The following is a 22858-nucleotide window of genomic DNA, read 5'->3' as shown; positions in this document are numbered from 1 at the left end:
GCGTTGTATGAGAGATACGATCCGCCTTCCTTTACATCTTGTGGCCGGGCTGGTCCTGCTGATCATGGCAGCGGCCGTGTTCGACGCCATTGCCGGCGCTGCGGTGGGCCCCGGTGCCCGCCTGGCGGCCTTCGATATCAGCGTGTCGCAATGGCTGCACGCACGGGCCAGCGAACCGTGGACCACGCTCTTGCTGGCCGTGAGCCACCTGCACAGCGTGGCGGGAATTGCCTTGCTGACGCTGCTGTTTGCCTGGCAGCTCTGGCGGCGGCAGGCGCACTATTGGCTGCTGACCCTGCTGCTATCCGTGCCGCCAGGCATGGTGCTTAATGTGCTGCTCAAGGAAAACTATCAACGCATACGGCCCAGCTTTGATGTCCCGCTGCTGACCTTGCCGACCTACAGCTTCCCCAGCGGCCATACGCTAGCCGCGACGGTGTTTTACGGCGTGCTGGCTTGCTATTTTTGGACGCAAGCCCATAGCGGCGCGCAACGGGCGGCACTGGTCGCGGGCACGGTAATGATGGTGGCGCTGGTTGCCTTCAGCCGCGTTTACCTTGGCGTGCATTACCTGACCGACGTGCTGGCGGCGGTGGCGGAAGGACTGGGCTGGCTGGCGATTTGCGTGACGGCCGTCTCCAGCCTGCGCCGCCACCGGGAGCGCCTGTGAGCCGGATAGCGGTCATCGTCAACGCTGGCGCCGGCCTGGGCTACGGGCTGCCCTGGCGCGAGTCGCTGGCCGAACGCTTTGCCAGCCACGGACTGGATGCTGAAATCACCCTTGCTGCCGATGTCAATCACCTGATGGAGGCCGCCCGCGTCGCGCTGGCTGCCGGTGCGCCGGTTGTGGTGGCCGGGGGAGGCGATGGCACTATCAACGCCGTGGCCTCGGTCGTGCTGGATAGCGGCGCCGTTTTCGGCGTGCTGCCGATGGGTACGCTCAACCATTTCGCGCGCGACCTGCGCATTCCACTCCAGCTCGATGCGGCCATTGCCACCCTGGCGGCGGGCCATGTGGCGCTGGTTGACGTGGGGGAGGTGAATGGCCGCATCTTCCTCAACAATTCCAGCCTCGGGCTTTACCCGGACATTGTGCGCGACCGCCAGCGGCAGCAGCGCCGCCTCGGGCGCGGCAAGTGGACGGCGTTCGGCTGGGCGACACTGGCTGCGTTACGGCGTTATCCTTTCCTCAGCTTGCGCCTGACCCTTGGCGAGCAAGGCTATGCGCGGCGCACGCCTTTCGTTTTCATCGGTAATAATGAATACCAGATGCAGGGTTTCAATATCGGCGAAAGGGCGCGTATCGATGGCGGCACGTTGAGTGTCTACGTGGCGCAGCGGCCGACGCGCTTTGGCTTATTGAAGCTGGCCTTGCGGGCGCTGTTTGGGCGGTTGCGCCAATCGCGCGAGTTCCATGTTTTCCAGGCCGGCGAAATGGCGATCGAAACCCGCCATCGCCGCCTGCGGGTGGCGACCGACGGCGAGGTATCGGTCATGACGCCGCCGTTGCGCTACAGGATCCGCCCGGCCGCCTTGCCGGTGATCGTGCCGCACCCTCGGGAGGATTGATGCGAACCCTGGTCCATATCTCCGATCTGCATTTCGGCCGTGTCGATAATGCCTTGCTGGCACCCTTGCGCGAGCTGATTGGCGATATACGGCCGGACGTGGTGGTGGTGTCCGGCGACCTGACCCAGCGCGCCCGTAGTGCGCAATTCCGTCAGGCGCGGCACTATCTGGATACCTTGCCTACGCCGCAGATCGTGGTGCCGGGCAATCACGACATTCCGCTGTATAACGTGGCGGCCCGCTTCTTCCAGCCGCTGGTGAAATATCGGCGCTACATCACGCGTGACCTGGAGCCGGAGTTCGTGGACGATGAAATTGCCGTGCTGGGCCTGAACACTGCGCGCTCACTGACCTTCAAGGATGGCCGGGTTAACCGGCGCCAGGTGGAATACCTGCGGCAGCGCTTCTCGCGCCTGCCGCGCGAGGTCACACGGGTCGTGGTGACGCATCACCCCTTCGATCTGCCGCCGCACAAGGATAACGACGACATCGTGGACCGTGCGCCGATGGCGATGGAAACCTTTGCCCGCTGTGGTGTCGATCTGCTGCTGGCCGGGCACCTGCACACCAGCCACACGCACAACACCTCGGATCGCTACGAGATCGATGGTTACGCCGCGCTGGTGGTCCAGGCCGGCACCGCTACCTCCACCCGCAGCCGGGGCGAAACAAATTCATTCAATGTCTTGCGCGTGCAGCATGACGAAATCCAGGTCGAGCGCTATGGCTGGATCGAAGGCACCGGCTTCACCCTCGCCGCCACCGACATTTTCCGTCGCCAGGGCGACATCTGGCACCCCGCAGCCTAAAATACACCAAGTACCTTGGCGAGCAAGCCCAGTACGCCCGCAATCAGGGCCGACATCAGCGCAAAGATCAAGTAGTAGATTTTGTCGAAACGGCTGTTCAAGGCATCGAGCCGGCGAGTCATCGCTTCGTTGCTTGCGTCGAGCCTGTCGTTGAAATTTTTCTGCGTGGCATCGAGCCTGTCACTGAAATTTTTCTGAGTGGCATCAAGCCTGTCACCGAAATTTTTCTGAGTGGCATCGAGCCTGTCGCTGAAATTTCTCTGAATGGCGTCAAGCCTGCCATTGAACTTTTCCTGATTCGCATCGATCTTGTCGTTCAGCTTTTCCAGCCCCCTGTCGAGCTTGTCGAGCCGCAGTATTACTTCTTCCACCATCACCTCCAGCCTCGTTACGCGCGTGGGGATACCTGCATGGTCATCGCCGGGCGGCGGCTTGTCAAGCGAGGTGGGCGGTTTACGATCGTTCATGGTTCTTCCAGCCTAGGCCGAAAGCCACGCTACGGTTTGACGCATATCAAAGCTCAGAGCCAGTAGTCCCACACACGGGCAAGCCACTCCTTGAGGCGGTTGGAAATAGGGCGCTTGTTCCACTCCACCAGCGTCACTTCTTTGGAGTTGTGCAGGTCTTCCTTGAACGCATTCTCCATTTCGAGCCCGAACACATCGCCCATCACAATCACATTGACCTCGCTGTTGTGGAGGAAGCTGCGCCGGTCGAGATTGGTGGAACCGACGGTAGACCACACGCCATCAATCACCACTGTCTTCGCATGCAGCACCGATAGCTTGAGTTCATGGATTTTCACCCCGGCCTCCAGCAAGGGCTGGTAAAACGCCCGCCCTGCATGGAAGACCAGCCCGCTGTCGGAAACGCTTGGCAGTACAAGCTGCACGTCGACACCGCGCCGTGCAGCCTCGGTCAGTGCCGCCATGGTCTGGTCATCCGGCACGAAGTAGGCGCAGGTAATGTGGATCGACTTTTTTGCTTCCTGCATCGCCAGCAGCAGCGCTTTATAGATCTCAAAGTGGCCGTCGGGACGCGAACCCAGCACACGCACTATCTTGTCGCCTGCCGGCGCCACGGACGTGAAGTATTTGGCGTCGCGCAGATCGTCCGCATCCTGCTCGATCCAGGCTTGCACGAACAGCCACTGCATGGCCTGCACCGCCGGCCCCTCAATGCGCACATGCGTGTCGCGCCAGCCGACGTCGTTCTCGCCTTTTTCGCGCGCCGGGCTGGATCCGCCGCCGGAGCCCGAGCCGATGCCGCCGGAGCCGCCGCCGCGGAACGGCGAACTCCTCGAATAGGTATCGCTGATATTGATCCCGCCCGTGAAGCCAACCTTGCCATCCACGATCAGCATCTTGCGATGGTCGCGGTTATTCAGCTTCCAGCCATTGCCGCGCGCCTTGGCCGGGTTCACCGGATTGAAGGCCAGCAGCTTCACGCCGCCTTCCTTCATGTGGTCGAAGAACTCCTGCGGTACGCCGATGGTGCCGACACTGTCGTAAATCACGTTGACTACCACGCCTTCGCGCTGCTTCTGGATCAGCAGGTCGGCGAACTTCATGCCCAGCTCATCCTGGTCGAAGATATAGGTCTCGAAATTGATGTGGTCCTTGGCCGCGCCAATGGCTTTCATCATTTCCGCCATGGTTTGCGGCCCATCGAACAGCAATTGCACCTTGTTGCCGGCAATCAGCGGCACGCCGGTCGCGGTTTCCTCCAGCGCTGCCTGGCCCTTCAGGTCCAGGGTGGATTTGGCCCAGCGCTTTTTCAGCAACTGCTCGGTGGTCTGGCGCGGCAGCTTGCCCTTGGCGGTGACGACTTCGGGCACCGCGCTGGCACGTGCCTTGGCCCGGTCGGCATCGACCTCCGGCAACGAAGCGCAGGCCAGCAGCGTCCAGCCCGCGAGGATAAAAGCCAGCCAGCGACTTGCCTTCATGGGGCACCTCCGAAGGCCAGTCTAAGCCAGCAGCGAACGGTTGAATGTTCGCTGCCGAACATAGTCAGCAGTAGTTCAGCCGGGCCGCCTCGCGTCGCAATTCGCCCCGGAAGTCAGGGTGCGCGATGGAAATCAGCGCATCGGCCCGCTGCTTGGCCGACTTGCCGCGCAGCTGCGCCACGCCATATTCTGTCACCACGTAGTTGATGTCGTTCTTGCTCGTGGTCACATGTGTTCCGGCGCAAAGCGTGGGAACGATGCGTGAAATGCTGCCTTCCTTGGCAGTCGATGGCAGCACGATGAACGACTTGCCGCCGCGCGAACGATTGGCTGCGCGCACGAAGTCCACCTGGCCGCCGGTGCCGGAATAGGGCAGGTGGGCCAGGCTTTCCGAACCGCACTGTCCCAGCAGGTCGACCTGCAGGCTGGCGTTGATCGATACCAGCTTGTCGTTCTGCGCGGCGATGTAGGGATCGTTGGTAAAGCTGACCGGATGCATTTCCAGCATCGGGTTGTGGTGCATGAAGTCGTACAGCTTGCGCGAGCCCAGCGCAAAGGTTGCCACCATGCGTCCCGGCATGAAGGTTTTGCGGCGGTTGGTCACGGCGCCGCACTGCACCAGCTTGAGGATGCCGTCGCCAATCATTTCCGTGTGAATGCCAAGGTCCTGTTTGCCGGTAAGCTGCATCACCACCGCATCGGGAATGCCGCCATAGCCGATCTGCAGGGTCGAGCCATCTTCAATCATTGGCGCCACATGGGCGGCAATCGCCTCCTGCACCGGGCCGATCTTCGGCAACCCGACTTCGATCACCGGTTCAGTGCTCTCGACCACGGCGCTGACCTGTGAAATATGGACATGGCATTGGCCATGCGCAAACGGCACGTTGGGATTGGATTCCAGCACGATCACGCGCGCTTTCTGCAGCGCCGCCATGGTGTAGTCGGCGCCCAGGCTGAGCGAAAAGTTGCCGTGAGCGTCCATTTCCGAAGCCAGCGCGAATACCACGTCGGCCGGCATCTGGCCGTGTTCGATCAAGGAGGGAATTTCCGAAAAATAGGCCGGGATGAAATCGGCCCAGCCCGCTTGGCCGGCAGGGCGCGAAGCGCCGCCGAAGAACAGCGCGCAATGCCGCACATGGTGGGCCGTTTCCGGATCGAAGTAATCGTATTTGCGCATGGCCAGGATTTGCGCCACCTGCACGCCTTTGAAGTTGCGGCGCTGCGCCGACAGTTCCTGCAACAGGGCAGGCGGCTCGCCGGCGCCGGTAGGAACAATGATCATGTCGCCGTCACGCACGAGGCGGACGGCGTCGGCGGCGCTGCAACGCTTGCTGGACATACGCGGTCTCCGGATAGTTTTGTTTGTGTGCGCACAGATTGCATGACAGTGCTTACCCTAAGCTGACAAACATGAAAGCTCTTGCCATCCTGCTCACTATGCCTGCACTGGCGCTGGCGCAGACCAGGGAACCGCCGGCGGGACAGGGCGTCCAGCCTTATGGCGTCGTCGATGCCGGCGTAGTGCTCGAACGCGGCTGCAAGCAGAGTTGTGCCGGCAGCAAGGTATCGCCCGGCATCTCGGAAGGCTCGCGCATCGGCGTTAGCGGGCGCGAACCGCTGGGCAGCAATGGCAATTCCGCCGTCTTCACCCTGGAAGGCGGCGTCGAGAACGACACCGGGCGCTCGGAAGAAGGCCGGCTGCTGGGGCGCCAGGCCTGGGTCGGGCTTGACGGGCCGTGGGGCATGCTGACGCTGGGCCGCCAGTACAACCTGCAATACGAGACCCTGGCCGAGGTGGCCGATCCCTTCCATGGAGGACTCGCCGGTACCGCAACCAACCTGATGGGCTTTACCACCAAGCGCTACGACAACGCCGTCAAATACCGCACACCATCCGGGCACCAATGGAGCGCCAGCGCCATCTACAGCTTCGGCGAGTCGGAATTCAGCACCTCGCGCAACCGCGCCTATGGTGCCACGCTGGGCTTTGCCAACGGCATGTTCGAAGTCCGCGTTGCCCACCAGCGCAAGCGCAATCCGATCGAGGCGGTCGGCACTACCCAGCCGGTCGACCTGTCAGCGCGCAACACGCTGGTGGCGGCCAACCTGCATTTCGGGGCCGCCACCGTCTTTGCCGCCTATGGCATCAACCGCGGCCTGGGCAGTTCGCCATGGGATCCATCGAATCCCTATGGCGTCCTGACGCTGACCACGCCTTCGCTCTACAGCCACGATATGCTGGCAGGCATCTCCTATACCAGCGGGCGCATGACCTATATGGCGTCTTTCATTCACAAGGATGACCGCAGCCCGCCCAACCAGGACGCCGACCAGGCAGCAGTCGGCGTGCTGTACGCCTTATCCAAGCGCACCGCGCTGCACGCCTCCTTCGCCCACATCCGCAATCGCAACGGCGCCCCTTATACCGCCGGCACCGCCAGCGAAACCGGAAAGGGTAGCCGCGCCATTACCTTCGGCCTGCGCCACGCTTTCTGATGTGCTACATTCCCAAGCTGGAACTTTCAGCGGGGAACACTTATGTATCTGACTTACTTCAATGGAAACTGGGCGGAAGGCAATGCGCCACTGTTCGGCGCAATGGACCACAGCGTCTGGCTCGGCTCGTCTGTCTTCGACGGCGCGCGCGCCATGCGCGGCAAGCTGCCGGACCTGCGCCCGCACCTGGAGCGCGTGATCCGTTCGGCGCGCAGCCTGGGCCTGGAATGCCCGCTCAGCGTGGAGGAAATGGAAAAGCTGGTGAAAGAGGGCGTGGCCCGTTTCCCGGCCGACGCCGAGCTGTACATCCGCCCCTTGGTATTTGCCACTGACGGCTTGCTGATCCCGGTTTCCGAAAAGTCCGCCTTTGCGCTGACCTTGTTCGACGCACCGGTGCCGCAGTTCACCGGCTTCTCGGCCTGCCTGTCGGCGATGCGCCGCCCGGACCCGGATATGGCGCCGACCGATGCCAAGGCTTCTGCCTTGTACGCCAATTCAACCCGAGTGCTGCGCGAAGCGAAAGAACGCGGCTGCGACAATGCGGTGGTATGCGACAGCCAGGGCAATGTGGCCGAGTTCGCCACTGCCAACCTGTTCTTCGTCACGCCGGAAGGCAAGGTGGTCACGCCGGCCCTGAACGGCACTTTCCTGGCCGGCATTACCCGTGCCCGCGTCATCAAGCTGCTGGCCGAGGCCGGCATCGAAGTGGCGCAGCGCACGGTCAGGCCGGAAGAACTGGATCGCGCCAGCGAAATCTTCAATACCGGCAACTTCGGCAAGGTCATGCCATGCGTGCGCTATAACGGCCGCGAACTGCCGGCCGGTCCGGTCGCTGCCAAGGCCCGCGAGCTGTACTGGGCCTTTATTGAGCGCGGCGAGTAACAGGTTGCACTTCGGGGCCAGGCTTGCTGGGTGGCGCGGCCGGTGCCGGCGCCGCCACGCTGCCGCAATCGGCGCCCAGCCAGCGACCGCTGCCTTCCACCACCATGTTTTGCGGTTTGCCCTGCGCTGAACTGTTCACGTTCATGCGCATGCTGTAAGCGGTATTGCCGTTGAAAATCACCTGGCCATTGCCGCTCGACGGCGGCCGGGTGCAATTGAATGTCACGTTCAAACCGCCCGGCACCGGCGTGCGCGTAGTGGTGCACTGGCCGGGCTGGCCAGCAGGCAGGTCCTGCTTGTCGGCCATGTCCTTGGTCAGGCAGTAAGTGAGCTTGACGCCACCGTTATCGCCCAGTCCCAGGTTGACGCCGTGGCGCGCCATCATCTGTTCCATTGCCTTGCGCTGCTCCGGCGCCATATTCGCCATCTGCTGCTGGGCAGCCGCCATGACTGCCATCATTTCGGGACTGGCAGAGGCAATGCGGTTGTCCAGCTCCCACAGGCCTGGTTTCAATGTCTGCGCCATCGCCGGCGCGGCGGCCAGGCAAAGCAGCAAGAAGGATCTGGTTTTCATGTCGGCTCCTGGGGATGCGATGCACGGCCCGCTGCATCATGCGCCGGGCCGCTCGGGATGGCTTAGCCTTGCGGCGGGCGTGGTTCGGCCACGTAGATTTCCACGCGGCGGTTGCGCGCGCGGCCGGCGGCATCGTCGTTCGATGCCACGGGTTCCTGTTCGCCGCGGCCTTCGATCACGATGCGGGTCGGCGACACGCCGCGCGTGGCCAGGTAGTCGCGCGTATGGGCCGCGCGCTCAACCGACAGCGGCTGGTTGACGCTGGCGTTGCCGGTGCTGTCGGTGTGGCCGACAATGCTCACGGTGGTGGCCGGGTTTTCATTGAGCGTGCTGGCAAAGCGGTCCAGGATGGGGCGGAAGTCCGGCTTGATGTCGGAGCGGCCGGTGTCGAACGAGATATCGCTCGGGATTTCCAGCTTCAGGCGATTGTCGCCGGTTTGCGAAACCTGTACGCCAGTGCCCTGGGTGGCCTGTTCCATCTGCTGCTTCTGCGCCTCCATGCGCTTGGACCAGACGTTGCCCACCACGGCGCCTACCGCTGCACCCAGCACGGCGCCGCCGGCAGCCCGTTTGCCGCCGCCAGGGCCGGTCGCGGCGCCGAGCACGGCGCCAATGCCGGCACCGACACCTGCACCGGTGGCAGTGCCGCGCTGGGTGGCGTTCATATCCGCACAGCCGGTCGTGGCAAGCACGGCAATCAGCAAGGCAGCAAGGGTTTTATTGGGCATGAGCTTCTCCTTCGTTAAATATGCTCGAAAAAACGCGGGACGGGTCCTGCGCCGCAGTCCCCGCCCCGCTAGTGTACGCCGGCTTGGCCGGCTTAACTAAATGCCGCGCCCACTGATCAGGCGCAGCAGGATCATGATGACAGCCACGACCAGCAAGATATGGATGAAACCGCCCACAGTGTAGGAGGTCACCAGGCCGAGCAGCCACAAGATGATGAGTACGACAGCGATCGTATAGAGCATGATGTTTTCCTCTCATAGTCCGTAATCCTGGATGCATTATTGCCGTGTCCAACGCCATCATCTGTTCGATGCCGAACGATCAGCGGCGTTGCAGGCGGCCCTTAACGACTTTCACATGATCGCCGGCCTGCCAGCTGGCCGAGCTGCTGCTGATGGTGCGCACCTTGCCGTCATCCATGCGCACGCGCACCTGGTAGTGGGTGGTCGACTTCATATTGCCTTCCACCTGGTTGCCCACCACGGCGCCGCCGACTGCGCCCGCCACGGTGGCGATCTTGCGGCCCGAACCGCCGCCGACCTGGTTGCCCAGCAAGCCGCCGACAAGCGCGCCGCCGGCTGCGCCAAGGCCGCTGCCCTGGCCGCGCTGGGTGACCGTGTGCACCGATTCCACCACGCCGCAGCTATGGCACACGGCCGGCGCTTGCGCCACAGGCGCTTCGGCGGAGCGTGCGTCCGGCGCCGCGCGCTCGGCCGGCGCCGCGCCGCCGCCGTAGCTGCCGCCGCCACTGCCGGAGTAGCCCGAGGTATCGGCCACGCGGTTGATCGGCGCATAGCCCGCCGGCGCTGGCGGTGGGGCGCCGACGTCGCGCGCATCGACTTGCACCGGCGCCTGGGCAACCGGCGGCCCCATCTTCGCGCCCGATTGCGGCAGCCAGCCCATCACGGCGGCGATGCCGACGCCGCAAAACAGCACCACGGCGATGGCGGCGATCAGCAGCATCGGGTGGGTGGTATAGCTCATGATTTTGGTTTCTCGTTCCATGCTGAAAATCCTTTCCTGTTGGCTAGACACATTGTGGCTGCCGGGCTGGCCAGCTTCCGTGCGTCAGCGTACATACAGTCTTTTTAATTGCCGCTACGCTCCGCCTAAACTCCACCAGGCCGACGGCAATGACCCTGAATCTTCATACCGTTCCAAGCAGTGAATCGCCACCACCCCGCATTGGCAACCGCCTGCTGGCAACCCTGCCGGAAGACGACCTCGAACACCTCGAGGGCTTGTGCGAACTGGTGGACCTCGAGGCCGGCGACATCCTGTTCGAAGCCGGCCAACCCATCGACTACATCTATTTCCCGCTCGACACCCTGGTTTCGCTGCTGGCGGTGGCCGAAGGCCGCATGACGCTGGAAGTCGGTTCGGCCGGGCGCGAAGGCATGGTTGGCGCTTCGGTGGCGCTGGGCCAGCGTTTTGCCCAGGTGCGGGCCGTGGTCCAGCGCAGCGGCCACGCGCTGCGGATGGAGGCGGAAGATTTCATCGCCGAGTTCGCGGAACTGGAATCGCTGCAGCGCCTGCTGCACCGCTATACCGACAGCCTGCTGGCACAGGCCATCCAGATTGCCGTCTGCAGCCGCTTCCACGTGCTGGAGGCGCGCCTGGCGCGCTCGCTGCTCGTCACGCGCGACCGCCTGCAATCGGACCGCTTCCACATGACCCACGAATTCCTGGCCCATGCGCTGGGCGTGCGCCGGGTCGGCGTGACCAAGGCGGCCAGCGCACTGCAGGGGCAGGGATTGATCAGCTACAGCCGGGGCAATATCGAAATATTGGACCCGGCTGGTTTGGAAGCGGTGTCCTGCCATTGCTACCAGCAGGTGCGCATGCCGTCTTAGCGGCGTGGTTTGTCGACCTGGTTGCCGATCACGCCGCCGACCACCGCACCGCCGACAGTACCGGTAGTGGAGCCGCCGGTCAGCACGGAACCGGCGACGGCGCCGACACCGGCGCCAATGGCCGTGTTCTTATCCTGTTGCGACATCGAGGAGCATGCACCCAGGCCCAGCATGGCGGTAGCGATAGCAAGGCGGGCTACGATCTGTTTGGTCTTCATGATGTTTCCTCCGTTTCTTGGAATACGGTTCCTAGCTTACGGGGAGGGGCCCAAGTGATCTGTTCGCCATTTCACGATGTTACGCATTGTTACCTTTGCATCTTGCCCGGCGGCGGCGCTTGCGGCTTTGCACGGGCTGCGGCCAGCAGGGCGGCGCACTGGTTGTCGCCTTCGCCGCCGGCGCTGATCAGCGGTGCCAGGGCAGCTACCGGCGCGGCAATGGCGCCGAGGGCCAGCGCGCCGCCGGCGCGCAGCGCAATCACGCCTTTGTCGATGTCGACGTCGGGCTGCTTGAGCGAACCGCGCACATAGATCGGTGCGCGCAGCGAGATGATGCGCAGGCCCTTGGACTCCGGCTTCAGCGTCAGGTCGATTTTTTCGCTGGCCAGGTTGACCGTACCGTTGATGCGGACAGTCGCGTCTTCCGTGTCGGCAATGAAGTAGCGCGTCTGCGCCAGGCCGTCGCGCACGCCGAAGTCGCCGGCCAGGCAATTCAGGTGCACCGGCTTGTCGCCAAACAATTTGGTCAGCACAATATTGCCGATGTTCAGGCCCATCTGCTCCAGCAGCAGCTTGCTGACAGTGCCGTCGTTGACCAGGGTCTTCAGCTCGCCATTCGAATGGGCCAGCATGGCGGCCACCGAATTGCCTTTGGCAGTCAGCTTGGCGTCGGCATTGATTTCGCCGATGGTGGCCTGTTTGAGTTCCGGCAGCTTGGGCAGCAGCTGTTTCAGCTTGATATGGCGGGCATTGGCGTCGAGCGTGGCTGCCACCGCCTCGCCGCTGCTGCCATCGAGGGTGGCCTTGGAGGCGACCTGGCCGCCGGCAAATTCAAAGTTGAGCGGCGTCAGGCGCAGCACGCCGTCCTTCAGGTGGAATTCCGTTTGCAGCTTGCTGAGCGGCAGTTCCTTGGTGCGCACGATGCGTTCGGCGTGGAAGCTGACGTCGGCATCGATTGCCGTCCAGCGTTCGGTCTTGAAGGTTTCCACCGGCAGCAGCTTGCCCGCCGGCTGCACTGCTGCGACGCCGCGCTCTTCTTTCCTGGCGTTGGAGTCGGCGCCGATCAGCGGGCCGAGGTCGGTAAATTGCAGCAGCCGCGAATGCACCGCGCCGGTCAGCAGGCCGCGTGGCTGGCGCTGCTGGAACGACAGGGTGCCGGCAATATCGCTGTCGCCGACGCGGCCGGTGAATTTCTCGTAGGTCCACTGGCTGGCGCCCTCGGCCAGGTGGCCGCTCAAACGCCCGGCCGTGGTGAAGGGCGGGGTTTCCGGCAGCAGCAGCCCGGTCAGCGCATACAGCCGGGCGGCCGAGGCGCCGGCCACCTTGAGCTGCAGGTCGATGGCGGCCAGTTGGGCTGGATTGGTCAGCGTGCCTTGCGCTGCCACGCTGACCAGGCCGACCTTGGCATCGGCCTGGATCGGGAAGGGCAGGCTGGTGTCGCGCAGCGCCAGCATGGCGCCGGTCTTGCCTTTGCCGCTGATGTCCTGCTTGTTCCATTTGCCGGCCAGCGTCCATTGCACGCCGTAGCGCGGGTCGTTGTCGAGGGTGTCGACGTGGGCGGTGGCGGCGATGTTCTGCTGCGCATCGTCAAGCTTGATGGTGCCGCGCGTGAACACCACGCGGTCCAGCTCCATGCGCCATGCGGATGGCGGGCGTTTGGGCAAGGTCCAGTTGTTCTTGCCGTCGGCCTGGCGCAGCAGGGCAAGCTGCGGCTGGTCGAAGCGCAGTTCGGGAATGGCAATCTTGCGGCCCAGCAGGGCAAACGGGCTCAGCGAGAACGCCAGGGTTTGCGCCGCTGCGGTATCGCCGGCCGGCAGGCCGGCGGGGTTGCCGACGTGCACATCCCGCGCCACCAGGTGGGGCCAGGGAATGTGGTCGCGCCAACTGCGCGCCTGCGGCGGCAGGGCCTGTTTTTGCCAGGTCAGCGATAAATTGCCGCGCAGCTCCACGGGTCTTTGCAGCGCCTCGCTGGCACGCGAGCCCAGCCAGGGCCGGGCGCGGTTCCAGTCGTAGTTCAACAGGACGATCAGGGCCAGCGCCGGAATGGCCAGCAGGAAGCCCAGCACGGCCAGGCTGATTTTTGCGCGGCGGGAAATTGTGTGTGCCATGGCGCCAGCTTACACCGGGCTGCCGGGCTTCAATGTGCGGCACCGTACTGAACCCAGCGGGGACAGCTTATATAACTGCCATACCCCAATCGCTTTGAGGAGAACAACAATGGATTCGCTGAATCGCCTACCACTGTTGACGTCTGCCTGCGCAGCATGTGTGATCGCGCTGGCTGGTTGCAGCAGCATGAAGACCCCGGCCACGGCCGAAGTAGCCTCGTCGCGCACCGCGGTGGAAGCCGCCGCTTCGACCGGCGCACCGGAACTGGCTCCGGCCGAGATGGCGGCAGCGCGCGACAAGATGCTGCGCGCCAACCAGGCGCTGGCAGCCAAGGACTACCGCACCGCGCAAGACCTGGCGCAGCAGGCGCAAGCCGATGCCAAGCTGGCGCAAAGCAAGGCCGGCAGCGCGAAGGCTACCGAGGCCGCCAATCAACTGCAAGATGACATCCGTGTGCTGCGCGAAGAACTTGATCGCGCCAACAGCACCATGACTCGCTGAGAAAGGAGCCGCCATGTTCAAGCCATTCCTGAAACCTACTGCGCTGGCCGCCGCCCTGGCCCTGGCCGCCTGCAGCACCACGCCCACCACCACCAACGAACTGGAAGTGGCGCGCGCCGATTACGCGCAAGCCCAGGGCAATCCGATGGTCGCCAAATATGCCAGCGCCGAACTGGCCGCCGCTACCCGCGCGCTGGACCAGGCCAATACGGCGTCGGCACGCAATGAAAGCCTGCAGACGATCGACAAGCTGGCCTATATCGCCAAGCAGAAGATCGCCAGCGCCCAGGAGATCGCCCGCGCCAAGTCGGCCGAGGACCAGTTGAAGGACGCTGCCTCCCAGCGTGACCAGGTGCGCCTGCAAGCGCGTACCGCGGAAGCCGAAGCCGCCCAGCGCCGCGCCGACCAGGCCCGCATGGATGCCGAGAACGCGCAGAACCAGGCCGCCAGCGCCGAGGCGGCGACGCGCGATGCGCAAGCGCGCGCCGCCGCACTGGCCGCTGCGCTGTCGGAGCTGCAGGCCAAGCAGACCGAACGCGGTATCGTGATCACCTTCGGCGACGTGCTGTTCAACGTCGACCAGGCCAACCTGACGCCGCAAGGCATGGCTATCGCCCAGCGCCTGGCCGATGTGCTGCGCGATAACCCGGACCGCACCGTGCTGGTCGAAGGTTTCACCGACAGCACCGGTAGCGACGCCTACAACCTGCAGCTGTCGCAGCGGCGCGCCGAGGCGATCCGCATGGCCCTGGGCCAGATGGGCATCGAGCGTTCGCGCATTGAAACGCGCGGCTATGGCGAAGCGTATCCAGTGGCCAGCAATGCCACGGCTGGCGAGCGCCAGATGAACCGGCGGGTGGAAATCGTGCTGTCCGAAGCGGGCCGCCCGGTGACCCAGCGCCGCTAACGAGGAGTTTTCATGATCGATAAAAACGCGATCCGCGCGGCGGCCCGCAATATGGCCGACGGTCCCGTGACCGAAGGCTACAAGGGCAACCGCGCGCTGGTGCTGCAAATGCTGAACGAAGCGCTGGCCACCGAGCTGGTCTGCATCAACCGCTACAAGCGCCACTACTACATGGTGACGGGCCTGTCGAACGCCTCGATCAAGGCCGAGTTCCTGGAGCATGCGACGCAGGAGCAGGAACATGCCGACTGGCTGGCCGAGCGCATCGTCCAGCTCAATGGCGAACCCGATTTCAATCCAGCAACGTTGCTCGAAAGGAGCCATGCCGAGTATGATGACTCAAGGGAGGTGCAAGCGATGGTGCGGGCCAACCTGGTAGCAGAACGGGTGGCCATCGAGAGCTATCGCCAGATGATCGAACTGATTGGTGACAGCGACCCGACGACCAAGCAACTCTTGACGCAAATCATGGCGGTGGAGGAAGAACACGCCGACGATATGCGAGACTTATTGGCGTAAATCACTTACGAAAGAGGAGTCCTATCATGCTGGAACAGAACATCAGTACCGTCAACAACGATGTGAAAACGCTGGTCAAGGATGCGCAAGCCCTGTTCACGGCCGCTACCGCGCTGACCGGTGAAAAAGCGGACGAATTGCGTGGCCGCGGCATGAAAGCGCTCGATAGCGCCCTGGCCAAGGCCCACGAAGCCCAGGCCAGCGCGATTGCCGGCGCCAAGCAGGCCGCCGCTTCGACCGATGCCTACGTCAAGGAAAACCCATGGCGTTCGATTGCCGTGGCAGCCGGCGTGGGCCTGCTGGTCGGCGTTATCCTCGGCCGCAAATAAGCGATGTCCGCCGAGCACCAGGTACCACCACCGCCCGGCCTGATTGCCTCAGTGGCCGGGCTTGCCAAAAATTGCCTGCACCTTTTACTGTCGCGCCTGGAACTGGCAGCCCTTGAGCTGACCGAGGTGCGCGACACCTTGCTGCAATTGTCCATCGTGTTTGCCGTGGCCTTGCTGGCTGCCTGGTTCGCCATTGCGTTTGGCACGGCTACCCTGATTTACCTGTGCTGGGAAGCGATGGGCTGGAAGATCCTGCTGGTACTGGCGATTGCCTTTGCAGTCATGGCAATCGGCCTGGTGCTGTGGGGGCGCAGCCTGGTGCGGCAAGGCAAACTAGGCTTGTCGGCGACAATGGCGGAACTCAAGTCCGACCGCGACATGCTGCTTTGAAAGGGAGACCATGGCGTCCAGACAGGAACTACAGGCGCTCGCCGTAGCCAAGGAAAGGCTGGTGCGGGAAGGGGAGTTGTACCGCCTCAGCACGCTGCGCTCCAAGCATGAAGTGATCAACGCCCTGCAGCCGCAAGCCTTGCTGCATGGAGCCGTCGACCAGGCCATCGGGACGCTGCAATCGCGCCTCGGCGCCTTCATTGGCCAGGGCGGCGGCTTGTCCGGCATCAGTTTCAAGACCGTGCTGCCGTATGCGGTCACGCTGGGTTCGTGGATTGCCCGCAAGCGCTTGTGGAAGCCGGCAGCGGCGGCCGGCGTGCTGGCGGCAGTCGGCGCCTGGTGGCTGATGCGCCGCAGGCCCGACGCTTAAGGCGTCTTGCGCAGGCGCGACATGTATTGCGTGGTAATGCCGAGGTAGGAGGCCAGCGCGCGCTGGGTGATGCGCCGTTCGAGGCCGGGGAACTGGCTGCGGAACGCCTCCAGCCGCGCTTCCGCCGTAGTGTGGCTGCGGATCTGCAGGTTGGCCGCATAACGGCGGATGCTGCATTCGATAATCTTCAGGTAGTACTCGTTGACGAAGTTGTGCTCGGCCTTGTGCCGCTGCATGGCGGCCCAGTCGATGCGCCAGGCTTCGAGCGCAGTCTCGGCCACGAAGAATTCCAGCGCGGGTGCGCCTTGCAAGCCGCTCATCATATCGCTGTGCGAGCCGGTGTTTTCGCCTTCGGTGATGAAGCCCAGGGTCAGGTCTTCGCCGGCCACCGAGATATGGCCGCGCCGCGCCACGCCGCTGGAAATCCAGTAGTAATGGGTGGCCCGCGTGCCTGCCTCCTGCAGCATGGTGCCCTTGCGCACGTGGACCGGCGTCACGTGCGGGGCACTCAGTGCGGTATAGCGGTCGTAGAGCTCAATGCCAATGCCCAACCGTTGGACGGTTGTTGCCCGGTGTTGCTCTCTTTGTAATTGGTATGCATGTGGCATTCTCGCATCATACCTGACCCGGCCAGAGGTCAGGATGACTTTTTATGATGCAGCCATAACTGGCGGTTGTTTGCTTGCCTATTTGCCACTTGTTTCAAAGGTACGCGACAGGTCGCGCGTGGCCAGGTGGATCTGGCGCGCATTGGCCAAATCCGACTGGGCAGTGCTGCGCGCTTCCCTCACGCAGTCGCTGTTTGCGCCAGCCCCTTGCTGCTTGCAGGCTTCCAGGGCTTCGCGCAGCGCGGCATTGATTTCCTTGCGCAGCGTGGCGAGCTGGGCCGCTTCGCTGCGGTCCGGCTGGCTCCAGCGCGGCGGGTCGCCACGCTTGAGCTCTTGTTGTTGCTGTCGTGCAACCTCAGGCGGCGTGACCTGGGCGCCGGCCAGCCCGCACAGGGCCAGCGCGGCAACGCCAATCAGCTTTTTCATGATGTGCTCCTTCGCTACAGCCTGCCGGTCAGCAGCAGGATCAGCAGGACGACAACAATCAGGCCGGCAACGCCGCTCGGGGCATATCCCCAGTTGCGGCTATGCGGCCAGGTCGGCAGGGCGCCAATGACAAGCAGCACCAGCACGATCAGCAGGATGGTGGCCATGGCAACCTCCTTTAGTAACGATACACCCGGCCATCGACCATGCGCACGCGCGTGCCGACCCGCAAGTCGTAGGCGCTGTCCTGGTTGATGGTACGGTAGTCGCCGTTATCCAGCCGCACGCTGATCTGGTACACATCGCGCGGCATGTTACGGTTTTCTTCAACGCGGTTGCCGATCACGGCGCCGCCAATGGCGCCGGCAGCGGTGGCCGCGGTACGGCCGGAACCGGAGCCGATCTGGCTGCCGGCCAAGGCGCCCAGCAAGCCGCCGGCGACTGCGCCGGCCCCGCTGGTGGCCGGGTCAACGCGCACCACGCGGATCGAGTCCACCGTGCCATACGTCGAGATATCAGCCTGCGAGGAATAATCGGTTGCCTGGGGATAGGATGAATTGCTGGCGCAGCCGGCCGACAGAGCGGCCACCGCCACCATCATCGCTGCTAGGGATACAGTCGGTTTCATAACATCTCCTCCTGTGGGTGGGATTAGGCGCAGCTTATGGCTGGCTGCTCGCGCTCGTCTGTGCGATCCCGCACAATGTTCGCTGGCGAACAGAAAACTAGCCTTGTTAGCTGGACACTAGTGCCCGGAACACCCACCACACATAGGAGAAGCGTCATGAAAATCGCATCCAGATTCGCAACTGCCGTGTTCATTGCATCGACCCTCGGCCTGGCCGGCTGCGCCTCGACCCCAACCCAGGAAAGCGTCGGCGAATATGTCGACGACTCTGCACTGACTACCAAGGTCAAGGCCAGCATTTTCAACGAGCCATCGCTGAAGTCGACTGAAATCAATGTCGAGACCTTCAAAGGCACCGTGCAGCTGAGCGGCTTCGTGGCCCAGCCTGCCGACATCACCCGCGCCGGCGAAATCGCGCGCGGCGTGAAAGGTGTCAAAGAAGTCAAGAACGACATCCGCGTCAAATAAACGCGGGTGGCATGGCTCATGCGCCTGGCGCAGACCATCCTTGCCACCGTCGCCTTCCTGTACGCCTTGCAGTGGGGCCGGGACTTCCTCGTGCCCCTGCTGCTCGGCATCCTGCTGGCCTACACGCTTAATCCGCTGGTAGCCTGGCTGGAGCGCGTGCGCGTGCGGCGTGCGCTTGGCACCACGCTGGTCACGCTTGCCATCCTGTTGGGTGGTGCGGTGACGGCGGAGAAGGTGCACGTCGAATTTTCCAACATCATCGAAGAACTGCCGGATGCTGGCCGCAAGCTGTCGCGCCTGGTCGCCTCGACCACCAGCGGCAAGGACAGCACGCTGAAACGCATCCAGGACGTTGCGACCCAGATCGAGCAGGCGACTTCAGGCAAGCCGGCGACGGCGCCGCGCAAGTCGGTGGCCGTGGTGACGCAGGAGGGCGGCCATATCAAGGTAATCGACTGGGTCTGGGCCGGCTCGCGCGGCCTGCTGTCCTTTCTGAGCCAGGCCACCATGGTGGTGTTCCTGATGTTCTTCCTGCTGCTGTCCGGCGATACCTTCAAGCGCAAGCTGGTCAAGCTGGCTGGGCCTTCGCTGACGCGCAAGAAGGTCACGCTGCAAATCCTCGACGAAATCAACAGTTCGATCCAGGGCTATATGTTCATGCTGCTGGTGACCAATGTGCTGCTGGCGCTGCTGATGTGGCTGGCCCTGCATTTCATCGGCCTTGAAAACGCCGGCGCCTGGGCTATCGTGGCCGGCTTGCTGCACCTGATGCCGTATTTCGGGCCCTTGCTGATCGTGTGTGCGCTGAGCGTGGCCTCTTACCTGCAGTCCGAGTCGCTGCAAATGGTGGCGCTGGTGGCGCTGGCATCGATCGCCATTGCGACCCTGGTCGGCACCGTTATCGCCACCTGGATGACCGGCCGCATCGCGCGCATGAATGCCGCCGCCGTATTCGTCAGCCTGCTGTTCTGGGGCTGGTTATGGGGCGTGTGGGGCTTGCTGCTGGGCGTGCCGGTGGTGGTGATCGTGAAAGTGGTCGCCGAAAAGGTCGAGGGGATGGAGGTGGTCGCCGAACTGCTCGGCGAATAGAGCTAATGCCGGTCGCGCAGGCTGCCAAGCTGGAGCGCATACTGGCGCGCGAATTCGGCGCCGAGGAAGAACACCTGGGCCGAGTAGTAGACCCAGAGCAGCACGGCGATCAATGAGCCGGCGGCGCCGAAGCTGTCGGTGACGCCGCTGTTGCCGATGTAGACCCCGATGCCGTATTTGCCGAGCGTGAACAGGGCGGCAGTGCCGAAGGCGCCGATCGCCACGTCGCGCCACGACAGCTTCACGCGCGGCAGCATCTTGTAGATCACCCCGAACAGGGCGGAAATCACGAAGAAGCTGATCACGTGGTTGAGGATGGTCAGCAGCAGCGCCGCGTCCTGCCAGTAGGCGCCCATTTTCTTCTCGACGAAGGAGAGGGCGGCGCTGACTACCAGCGATACCAGCAGCAGGAAGCCCAGCACCAGCACCATGCCGAAGGACAGCAGCCGGGTGCGCACGGTATCCCACAGGCCGCCGCCCGTCGAGGGCGGCAATTGCCAGATTTCGTCGAGGCTGCCTTTCAATTCGGTGAATACGCTGGTGGCGCCGAACAGCAGCAGGGCGCCGGCAATCAGGGTAGCGATCACGCCTTGCTTCTCGTTGGCGGCGCCGGACAGGATCAATTGGATCGCTTCGGCGCCCTGGCTGCCGACCAGGCCACGCAGCTGGAAGAACAGTTCGCCCTGCGCAGCTTCCCTGCCGTAGAACAGGCCGGCAATCGCAATCACCAGCACCAGGATGGGCGCCAGCGAAAACAAGGTGTAGAAGGCAAGCGCGGCCCCTTTGCTGCTGGCGCGGTGCTCCAGCCATTCGGTGATGGCGCACCAGCCAACGGCAGGCAGCTTCTTGGCGATGTGGGGGAAGCGTCTCCAGCTCATGGGGACAACCTTACGCCGGCACGGCCGGCCTGACCGTGCGCCGGGGCACAAATAGAAAAGGAGCCCGAAGGCTCCTTTTCAGACTGCGCAGGCAGTGATTACTTCACGCGGCGTTCCGCGGTCACCTGGTCGATTTCCACGCGACGGTTTGGTTCCAGGCACTTGATCAGGTCTGGGCGCTTCATTTTCTTGTCGTTGCACTGAACCACTGGCTGGGACTTGCCCTTGCCTTGTGCGGTCAGGCGGGAAGAGTCAACACCTTTGCCGACCAGGTAGGCCTTGACGGCTTCAGCACGGCGCTCGGACAGCTTCTGGTTGTACTTGTCGGAACCCAGGCGGTCGGTGTGGCCGGTGATGACGACATTGTTGACCGACTTGTCTTCGGTCAGCAGCTTGGCCATGTCGTCCAGCTTAGGCTGTTCCGGCGCCAGGTTGGCGCTGTCGAAGGCGAACAGTTCGTTAGCGGCCATGGTCACTTTTTCGAACTTCGGTGCTGGCGGCGGCGGCGCCACCGGTGCTACGACTGGGGCCGGAGTTGGCTCAGGTGCTGCAACTGGCGCCACCGGTGCCGGCGCTGGTGCTGGCTGCGGTGCTGCGCCCAGCAGGTAGTTCAGCGAGAACATCAGGTACTTGTTGTTCGATTTCGAGTTGTTGAACTCGTTGCCGCGGATGAAGCCATGCACATTGCGCAGGTCAGCTTGCAGGAACAGGCGCTCGGTGATGTTGGCTTGCAGGCCCAGGCCTACGGACACGAATGGGGAGTTGCGCTTTGGCTCGGCCAGGCTGTTCGCTGCCGTGAACACGTCGCGTTCCATGCCGGTACCTACCAGCAGGAATGGACGTACCGATTTGCGGGAGAACATGTACAGGCCGTCGACGCCCAGGGTTTTCTGGCCGTAGCGTGCGCCGTTGTCACGCACTGCGCCGTGGGTGGCGTTGAATTGCAGGTCCCACTTGTCGTTCAGTGCCTTGCCCATTTTCAGGCCGAAAGCGGCATCGTCCTTGTCCACGCCCCATACGCCGTCAGGGCGGATCACGCCGGCGCCGGCGCCAACGTACCAGTTTTGGTTGAGCAGGGTGTCCTGCGCCGAAGCGGCGAACGAAGCCGACAACATAGCTGCTGCGATGGCGATATTTTTAATCTTATTCACTAGAAAACTCCCGTTGTTTGAGTAGCAAAGTCGCAAAAAAAGTTGCGCGACTCTCTTTCCCAGCGGTGATGCATTGCTGTGGGTTCAGTTTAGGCGGCGTTACTCGCCAGTATCAGTGCGCTAGCGCACATTTTACTTTGAAGTATAGCAAGTATGTAGTATTTCTACAACATATGCTTAAATTCACTATTGATATTTTCTTCAAGCCGCCACCTAAACGGGCATAGGTGGCGGTTGGTTGACTAACTATAACTATTTCTTTTCCGGTTCCGGCGGCGGGGTTTGCGGCTGCACGATCACGGTGTCGCCGGCCTTGCCCGGCTCGCCTTGCGGGCCTGGCGTGCCCGGTTCACCTGGTGGACCGGATGGCCCAGGTGGCCCTGGCACGACGGCTGGCGGCGGTGCCGGCTCGACGGCCGGCGGAGGGTTGTTGGTAACGGTCTTTTCGCAGGCGGTCAGGCCCACCAGGGCCAGGGCTGCGAGCAGGACTGGATATTTCATGGTCGTTCCTCTCTGGTTGGTTGATGCCGGGACCAGCATAGGTCGCTGCCGGGTTCGCACTCTGTACGGGAACACACACAGTAAATGCTGGTCCAAGCACTTGACGCACCTGAAATTGGCAAAGAGCCAATGTTTGTGCGTTTGTATGTTCGTTGCCGCACAGACCGATGAGTCGCAGGCGGGCACTCTGGAGCCTGCGAATCCACCCTGGCATCTACAAGGAGTGTTCAAATGCACGCAATCAGAGAATCGTCCCATGGCCTCGAAATCGAAGCTACCGCAGAGCTGCCGGCACCGTTGCCGGCTGTACCGTCCCGTCCACGCCTGGCGCTTGTCGAGCGTCCCGGTCCCGTGACGGAGCGCAAAGCCCTGTCGCTGGCCCCGATCGAGCGCGTCCGATCCACCTCGGCGACCCTGCGCCGCATCGAAAATATGCAGAAACTGGTGGCGGAATTACAAAACCACGAAATGCTGGCCGACGAAATCGCCTGGTTCCTGAAATTTTCGCCTTCGGGCGCCCGTAAATACATCCGCGACCTGCGCGAAGCTGGCGTGATCGAACTGGCTCGCTATATAGAAGGCACGGCGACCTACCTGGGCAAGGCTGTCTACCAGCTGACCCCAGACGCCGAACGCGTGCAAGCCTTCCTGGCCGCGATCGCCCAGCCCAAGCGCGAAGGTGCGCCACCGCGCAAGGAGCGCCCAAGCCTGCGCGAGCAGAGCATGGCTGGCAATGGCCGTCACTTCCATATCCTGGCAGACGACACCCATTATGCGATCCGCGTCAACCGCGGCCCGGTCCAGCGCGATCCGCTGGTAGCAGCCCTGTTTGGCGCCCCGAGCTCCCTGCAAAAGGCCATGCCTTAAGCCGGAACAGTGATAAGCTTCCATTGATGGCATGTTGAA

At 63.2% G+C, this 22858-nt stretch carries 31 protein-coding genes; 15 read left to right on the top strand and 16 right to left on the bottom strand.

Annotated features, from left to right (window positions below; genetic code table 11):
• Positions 1–7: 7 nt before the first annotated feature.
• The 3 genes from ASD58_RS22145 to ASD58_RS22135 are packed head-to-tail and all read left to right on the top strand — an operon-like array spanning position 8 to position 2378.
• The gene (locus ASD58_RS22145; protein ID WP_057263381.1) at positions 8–670 is read left to right on the top strand and encodes a phosphatase PAP2 family protein; all 663 of its coding nucleotides are present in this window, start codon (positions 8–10) and stop codon (positions 668–670) included.
• Complete coding sequence (locus tag ASD58_RS22140) at positions 667–1569, top strand: diacylglycerol kinase family protein (protein WP_156401419.1); 903 nt, start codon at positions 667–669, stop codon at positions 1567–1569. The genes ASD58_RS22145 and ASD58_RS22140 overlap by 4 nt, the downstream gene beginning before the upstream one ends.
• Entirely contained in the window at positions 1569–2378 is an 810-nt protein-coding gene (locus tag ASD58_RS22135; RefSeq protein WP_057263380.1) for a metallophosphoesterase, read from the top strand. Before ASD58_RS22140 ends, ASD58_RS22135 begins: the two co-directional genes overlap by 1 nt.
• On the opposite strand, the gene ASD58_RS22130 is transcribed toward ASD58_RS22135, so the two are convergent.
• The 3 genes from ASD58_RS22130 to ASD58_RS22120 all read right to left on the bottom strand — a co-directional run bounded on the left by ASD58_RS22130 (position 2375) and on the right by ASD58_RS22120 (position 5665).
• Positions 2375–2845, bottom strand: a complete 471-nt coding sequence (locus tag ASD58_RS22130) for a hypothetical protein (RefSeq protein ID WP_057263379.1) — start codon at positions 2843–2845, stop codon at positions 2375–2377. The two genes, ASD58_RS22135 and ASD58_RS22130, sit on opposite strands and share 4 nt — an antisense overlap.
• Positions 2846–2898: 53 nt before the next feature.
• Positions 2899–4323 carry a phosphatidylserine/phosphatidylglycerophosphate/cardiolipin synthase family protein gene (locus ASD58_RS22125; RefSeq protein WP_057263378.1) on the bottom strand — a complete coding sequence of 475 codons (1425 nt, stop codon included), beginning with the start codon at positions 4321–4323 and terminating at the stop codon, positions 2899–2901.
• Positions 4324–4387: 64 nt separating this feature from the next.
• Positions 4388–5665, bottom strand: coding sequence for an acetyl-CoA hydrolase/transferase family protein (locus tag ASD58_RS22120; RefSeq protein WP_057263377.1), 1278 nt, complete (start codon positions 5663–5665; stop codon positions 4388–4390).
• 71 nt (positions 5666–5736) lie between these two features.
• On the opposite strand from ASD58_RS22120, the gene ASD58_RS22115 reads away from it, so the two are divergent.
• Together ASD58_RS22115 and ASD58_RS22110 are read left to right on the top strand one after the other, a co-directional pair.
• Positions 5737–6822, top strand: a complete 1086-nt coding sequence (locus tag ASD58_RS22115; RefSeq protein ID WP_057263376.1) for a porin — start codon at positions 5737–5739, stop codon at positions 6820–6822.
• A gap of 42 nt (positions 6823–6864) precedes the next feature.
• On the top strand, positions 6865–7704 hold the full coding sequence (locus ASD58_RS22110) for a branched-chain amino acid aminotransferase (RefSeq protein WP_057263375.1): 840 nt from the start codon (positions 6865–6867) through the stop codon (positions 7702–7704).
• Here the strand turns inward: ASD58_RS22110 and ASD58_RS22105 are convergent.
• The 4 genes from ASD58_RS22105 to ASD58_RS22095 all read right to left on the bottom strand — a co-directional run bounded on the left by ASD58_RS22105 (position 7685) and on the right by ASD58_RS22095 (position 10012).
• Positions 7685–8278 (bottom strand): DUF3617 domain-containing protein, encoded by a 594-nt coding sequence (locus tag ASD58_RS22105; RefSeq protein ID WP_057263374.1) that lies wholly within the window; start codon positions 8276–8278, stop codon positions 7685–7687. The two genes, ASD58_RS22110 and ASD58_RS22105, sit on opposite strands and share 20 nt — an antisense overlap.
• Positions 8279–8340: 62 nt before the next feature.
• Positions 8341–9006 (bottom strand): OmpA family protein, encoded by a 666-nt coding sequence (locus ASD58_RS22100; RefSeq protein WP_057263373.1) that lies wholly within the window; start codon positions 9004–9006, stop codon positions 8341–8343.
• Between the two features lie 96 nt (positions 9007–9102).
• The gene (locus ASD58_RS31455) at positions 9103–9249 is read right to left on the bottom strand and encodes a lmo0937 family membrane protein (RefSeq protein ID WP_139232699.1); all 147 of its coding nucleotides are present in this window, start codon (positions 9247–9249) and stop codon (positions 9103–9105) included.
• A 79-nt stretch (positions 9250–9328) separates the two neighbouring features.
• Positions 9329–10012: a glycine zipper 2TM domain-containing protein gene (locus tag ASD58_RS22095; RefSeq protein WP_057263372.1), complete on the bottom strand. Its 684-nt coding sequence runs from the start codon at positions 10010–10012 to the stop codon at positions 9329–9331.
• Between the two features lie 128 nt (positions 10013–10140).
• Between ASD58_RS22095 and ASD58_RS22090 the strand changes: the two genes are divergently transcribed.
• On the top strand, positions 10141–10860 hold the full coding sequence (locus ASD58_RS22090) for a Crp/Fnr family transcriptional regulator (protein WP_057263371.1): 720 nt from the start codon (positions 10141–10143) through the stop codon (positions 10858–10860).
• On the opposite strand, the gene ASD58_RS22085 is transcribed toward ASD58_RS22090, so the two are convergent.
• Together ASD58_RS22085 and ASD58_RS22080 are read right to left on the bottom strand one after the other, a co-directional pair.
• The gene (locus tag ASD58_RS22085; protein ID WP_057263370.1) at positions 10857–11078 is read right to left on the bottom strand and encodes a glycine zipper 2TM domain-containing protein; all 222 of its coding nucleotides are present in this window, start codon (positions 11076–11078) and stop codon (positions 10857–10859) included. The genes ASD58_RS22090 and ASD58_RS22085 overlap by 4 nt on opposite strands.
• Positions 11079–11167: 89 nt before the next feature.
• The gene (locus tag ASD58_RS22080; protein WP_057263369.1) at positions 11168–13186 is read right to left on the bottom strand and encodes an AsmA family protein; all 2019 of its coding nucleotides are present in this window, start codon (positions 13184–13186) and stop codon (positions 11168–11170) included.
• A gap of 109 nt (positions 13187–13295) precedes the next feature.
• Here ASD58_RS22080 and ASD58_RS22075 point away from each other — a divergent pair, with 109 nt between their 5' ends.
• The 6 genes from ASD58_RS22075 to ASD58_RS22050 are packed head-to-tail and all read left to right on the top strand — an operon-like array spanning position 13296 to position 16203.
• Positions 13296–13688 (top strand): DUF4398 domain-containing protein, encoded by a 393-nt coding sequence (locus tag ASD58_RS22075; protein WP_057263368.1) that lies wholly within the window; start codon positions 13296–13298, stop codon positions 13686–13688.
• Positions 13689–13701: 13 nt separating this feature from the next.
• On the top strand, positions 13702–14595 hold the full coding sequence (locus ASD58_RS22070; protein WP_057263367.1) for an OmpA family protein: 894 nt from the start codon (positions 13702–13704) through the stop codon (positions 14593–14595).
• 12 nt (positions 14596–14607) lie between these two features.
• Positions 14608–15114, top strand: a complete 507-nt coding sequence (locus ASD58_RS22065; RefSeq protein ID WP_057263366.1) for a bacterioferritin — start codon at positions 14608–14610, stop codon at positions 15112–15114.
• A 26-nt stretch (positions 15115–15140) separates the two neighbouring features.
• Positions 15141–15443, top strand: coding sequence for a YqjD family protein (locus tag ASD58_RS22060; RefSeq protein ID WP_057263365.1), 303 nt, complete (start codon positions 15141–15143; stop codon positions 15441–15443).
• Between the two features lie 3 nt (positions 15444–15446).
• The gene (locus ASD58_RS22055) at positions 15447–15833 is read left to right on the top strand and encodes a phage holin family protein (protein WP_057263364.1); all 387 of its coding nucleotides are present in this window, start codon (positions 15447–15449) and stop codon (positions 15831–15833) included.
• A gap of 10 nt (positions 15834–15843) precedes the next feature.
• Positions 15844–16203: a hypothetical protein gene (locus tag ASD58_RS22050; protein WP_057263363.1), complete on the top strand. Its 360-nt coding sequence runs from the start codon at positions 15844–15846 to the stop codon at positions 16201–16203.
• Here the strand turns inward: ASD58_RS22050 and ASD58_RS22045 are convergent.
• From ASD58_RS22045 to ASD58_RS22035, 4 genes are all read right to left on the bottom strand, one after another.
• Positions 16200–16754, bottom strand: a complete 555-nt coding sequence (locus ASD58_RS22045; RefSeq protein WP_082565603.1) for a Crp/Fnr family transcriptional regulator — start codon at positions 16752–16754, stop codon at positions 16200–16202. The two genes, ASD58_RS22050 and ASD58_RS22045, sit on opposite strands and share 4 nt — an antisense overlap.
• A gap of 135 nt (positions 16755–16889) precedes the next feature.
• On the bottom strand, positions 16890–17237 hold the full coding sequence (locus ASD58_RS22040; protein WP_057263361.1) for a hypothetical protein: 348 nt from the start codon (positions 17235–17237) through the stop codon (positions 16890–16892).
• A gap of 14 nt (positions 17238–17251) precedes the next feature.
• The gene (locus tag ASD58_RS30740; RefSeq protein WP_082507486.1) at positions 17252–17404 is read right to left on the bottom strand and encodes a DUF3309 domain-containing protein; all 153 of its coding nucleotides are present in this window, start codon (positions 17402–17404) and stop codon (positions 17252–17254) included.
• A gap of 11 nt (positions 17405–17415) precedes the next feature.
• Positions 17416–17865: a glycine zipper 2TM domain-containing protein gene (locus tag ASD58_RS22035; protein ID WP_057263360.1), complete on the bottom strand. Its 450-nt coding sequence runs from the start codon at positions 17863–17865 to the stop codon at positions 17416–17418.
• Between the two features lie 156 nt (positions 17866–18021).
• Here ASD58_RS22035 and ASD58_RS22030 point away from each other — a divergent pair, with 156 nt between their 5' ends.
• Both ASD58_RS22030 and ASD58_RS22025 read left to right on the top strand, forming a co-directional pair.
• Positions 18022–18333, top strand: coding sequence for a BON domain-containing protein (locus ASD58_RS22030; protein ID WP_057263359.1), 312 nt, complete (start codon positions 18022–18024; stop codon positions 18331–18333).
• 18 nt (positions 18334–18351) lie between these two features.
• Positions 18352–19422 (top strand): AI-2E family transporter, encoded by a 1071-nt coding sequence (locus ASD58_RS22025; RefSeq protein ID WP_057263358.1) that lies wholly within the window; start codon positions 18352–18354, stop codon positions 19420–19422.
• A 2-nt stretch (positions 19423–19424) separates the two neighbouring features.
• Here the strand turns inward: ASD58_RS22025 and ASD58_RS22020 are convergent, their stop codons facing one another.
• From ASD58_RS22020 to ASD58_RS31945, 3 genes are all read right to left on the bottom strand, one after another.
• A complete protein-coding gene (locus ASD58_RS22020; protein WP_057263357.1) occupies positions 19425–20300 on the bottom strand; it encodes a YihY/virulence factor BrkB family protein in 876 nt (291 codons plus the stop codon).
• Between the two features lie 98 nt (positions 20301–20398).
• Positions 20399–21451, bottom strand: coding sequence for an OmpA family protein (locus ASD58_RS22015; protein ID WP_057263356.1), 1053 nt, complete (start codon positions 21449–21451; stop codon positions 20399–20401).
• 252 nt (positions 21452–21703) lie between these two features.
• Positions 21704–21952, bottom strand: a complete 249-nt coding sequence (locus ASD58_RS31945) for a hypothetical protein (RefSeq protein ID WP_057263355.1) — start codon at positions 21950–21952, stop codon at positions 21704–21706.
• Between the two features lie 231 nt (positions 21953–22183).
• Between ASD58_RS31945 and ASD58_RS22005 the strand changes: the two genes are divergently transcribed.
• On the top strand, positions 22184–22819 hold the full coding sequence (locus tag ASD58_RS22005; protein WP_229210060.1) for a winged helix-turn-helix domain-containing protein: 636 nt from the start codon (positions 22184–22186) through the stop codon (positions 22817–22819).
• The last annotated feature ends 39 nt before the right edge of the window (positions 22820–22858 follow it).

Source organism: Duganella sp. Root1480D1, assembly GCF_001427305.1.
Lineage (GTDB): Bacteria > Pseudomonadota > Gammaproteobacteria > Burkholderiales > Burkholderiaceae_D > Rugamonas.
The sequence above is the reverse complement of the archived record's forward strand: the minus strand, read 5'-3'. Positions and strand labels throughout refer to the sequence as shown.

What these genes read in the sequence shown, in the direction of transcription:
- ASD58_RS22145 (WP_057263381.1), top strand. Translation starts at nt 8, where the DNA reads ATGAGAGATACGATCCGCCTTCCTTTACATCTTGTGGCCGGGCTGGTC.
- ASD58_RS22135 (WP_057263380.1), top strand. Translation starts at nt 1,569, where the DNA reads ATGCGAACCCTGGTCCATATCTCCGATCTGCATTTCGGCCGTGTCGAT.
- ASD58_RS22130 (WP_057263379.1), bottom strand. Translation starts at nt 2,845, where the DNA reads ATGAACGATCGTAAACCGCCCACCTCGCTTGACAAGCCGCCGCCCGGC.
- ASD58_RS22125 (WP_057263378.1), bottom strand. Translation starts at nt 4,323, where the DNA reads ATGAAGGCAAGTCGCTGGCTGGCTTTTATCCTCGCGGGCTGGACGCTG.
- ASD58_RS22120 (WP_057263377.1), bottom strand. Translation starts at nt 5,665, where the DNA reads ATGTCCAGCAAGCGTTGCAGCGCCGCCGACGCCGTCCGCCTCGTGCGT.
- ASD58_RS22115 (WP_057263376.1), top strand. Translation starts at nt 5,737, where the DNA reads ATGAAAGCTCTTGCCATCCTGCTCACTATGCCTGCACTGGCGCTGGCG.
- ASD58_RS22110 (WP_057263375.1), top strand. Translation starts at nt 6,865, where the DNA reads ATGTATCTGACTTACTTCAATGGAAACTGGGCGGAAGGCAATGCGCCA.
- ASD58_RS22105 (WP_057263374.1), bottom strand. Translation starts at nt 8,278, where the DNA reads ATGAAAACCAGATCCTTCTTGCTGCTTTGCCTGGCCGCCGCGCCGGCG.
- ASD58_RS22100 (WP_057263373.1), bottom strand. Translation starts at nt 9,006, where the DNA reads ATGCCCAATAAAACCCTTGCTGCCTTGCTGATTGCCGTGCTTGCCACG.
- ASD58_RS31455 (WP_139232699.1), bottom strand. Translation starts at nt 9,249, where the DNA reads ATGCTCTATACGATCGCTGTCGTACTCATCATCTTGTGGCTGCTCGGC.
- ASD58_RS22095 (WP_057263372.1), bottom strand. Translation starts at nt 10,012, where the DNA reads ATGGAACGAGAAACCAAAATCATGAGCTATACCACCCACCCGATGCTG.
- ASD58_RS22090 (WP_057263371.1), top strand. Translation starts at nt 10,141, where the DNA reads ATGACCCTGAATCTTCATACCGTTCCAAGCAGTGAATCGCCACCACCC.
- ASD58_RS22085 (WP_057263370.1), bottom strand. Translation starts at nt 11,078, where the DNA reads ATGAAGACCAAACAGATCGTAGCCCGCCTTGCTATCGCTACCGCCATG.
- ASD58_RS22080 (WP_057263369.1), bottom strand. Translation starts at nt 13,186, where the DNA reads ATGGCACACACAATTTCCCGCCGCGCAAAAATCAGCCTGGCCGTGCTG.
- ASD58_RS22075 (WP_057263368.1), top strand. Translation starts at nt 13,296, where the DNA reads ATGGATTCGCTGAATCGCCTACCACTGTTGACGTCTGCCTGCGCAGCA.
- ASD58_RS22070 (WP_057263367.1), top strand. Translation starts at nt 13,702, where the DNA reads ATGTTCAAGCCATTCCTGAAACCTACTGCGCTGGCCGCCGCCCTGGCC.
- ASD58_RS22065 (WP_057263366.1), top strand. Translation starts at nt 14,608, where the DNA reads ATGATCGATAAAAACGCGATCCGCGCGGCGGCCCGCAATATGGCCGAC.
- ASD58_RS22060 (WP_057263365.1), top strand. Translation starts at nt 15,141, where the DNA reads ATGCTGGAACAGAACATCAGTACCGTCAACAACGATGTGAAAACGCTG.
- ASD58_RS22055 (WP_057263364.1), top strand. Translation starts at nt 15,447, where the DNA reads ATGTCCGCCGAGCACCAGGTACCACCACCGCCCGGCCTGATTGCCTCA.
- ASD58_RS22050 (WP_057263363.1), top strand. Translation starts at nt 15,844, where the DNA reads ATGGCGTCCAGACAGGAACTACAGGCGCTCGCCGTAGCCAAGGAAAGG.
- ASD58_RS22040 (WP_057263361.1), bottom strand. Translation starts at nt 17,237, where the DNA reads ATGAAAAAGCTGATTGGCGTTGCCGCGCTGGCCCTGTGCGGGCTGGCC.
- ASD58_RS30740 (WP_082507486.1), bottom strand. Translation starts at nt 17,404, where the DNA reads ATGGCCACCATCCTGCTGATCGTGCTGGTGCTGCTTGTCATTGGCGCC.
- ASD58_RS22035 (WP_057263360.1), bottom strand. Translation starts at nt 17,865, where the DNA reads ATGAAACCGACTGTATCCCTAGCAGCGATGATGGTGGCGGTGGCCGCT.
- ASD58_RS22030 (WP_057263359.1), top strand. Translation starts at nt 18,022, where the DNA reads ATGAAAATCGCATCCAGATTCGCAACTGCCGTGTTCATTGCATCGACC.
- ASD58_RS22025 (WP_057263358.1), top strand. Translation starts at nt 18,352, where the DNA reads ATGCGCCTGGCGCAGACCATCCTTGCCACCGTCGCCTTCCTGTACGCC.
- ASD58_RS22020 (WP_057263357.1), bottom strand. Translation starts at nt 20,300, where the DNA reads ATGAGCTGGAGACGCTTCCCCCACATCGCCAAGAAGCTGCCTGCCGTT.
- ASD58_RS31945 (WP_057263355.1), bottom strand. Translation starts at nt 21,952, where the DNA reads ATGAAATATCCAGTCCTGCTCGCAGCCCTGGCCCTGGTGGGCCTGACC.
- ASD58_RS22005 (WP_229210060.1), top strand. Translation starts at nt 22,184, where the DNA reads ATGCACGCAATCAGAGAATCGTCCCATGGCCTCGAAATCGAAGCTACC.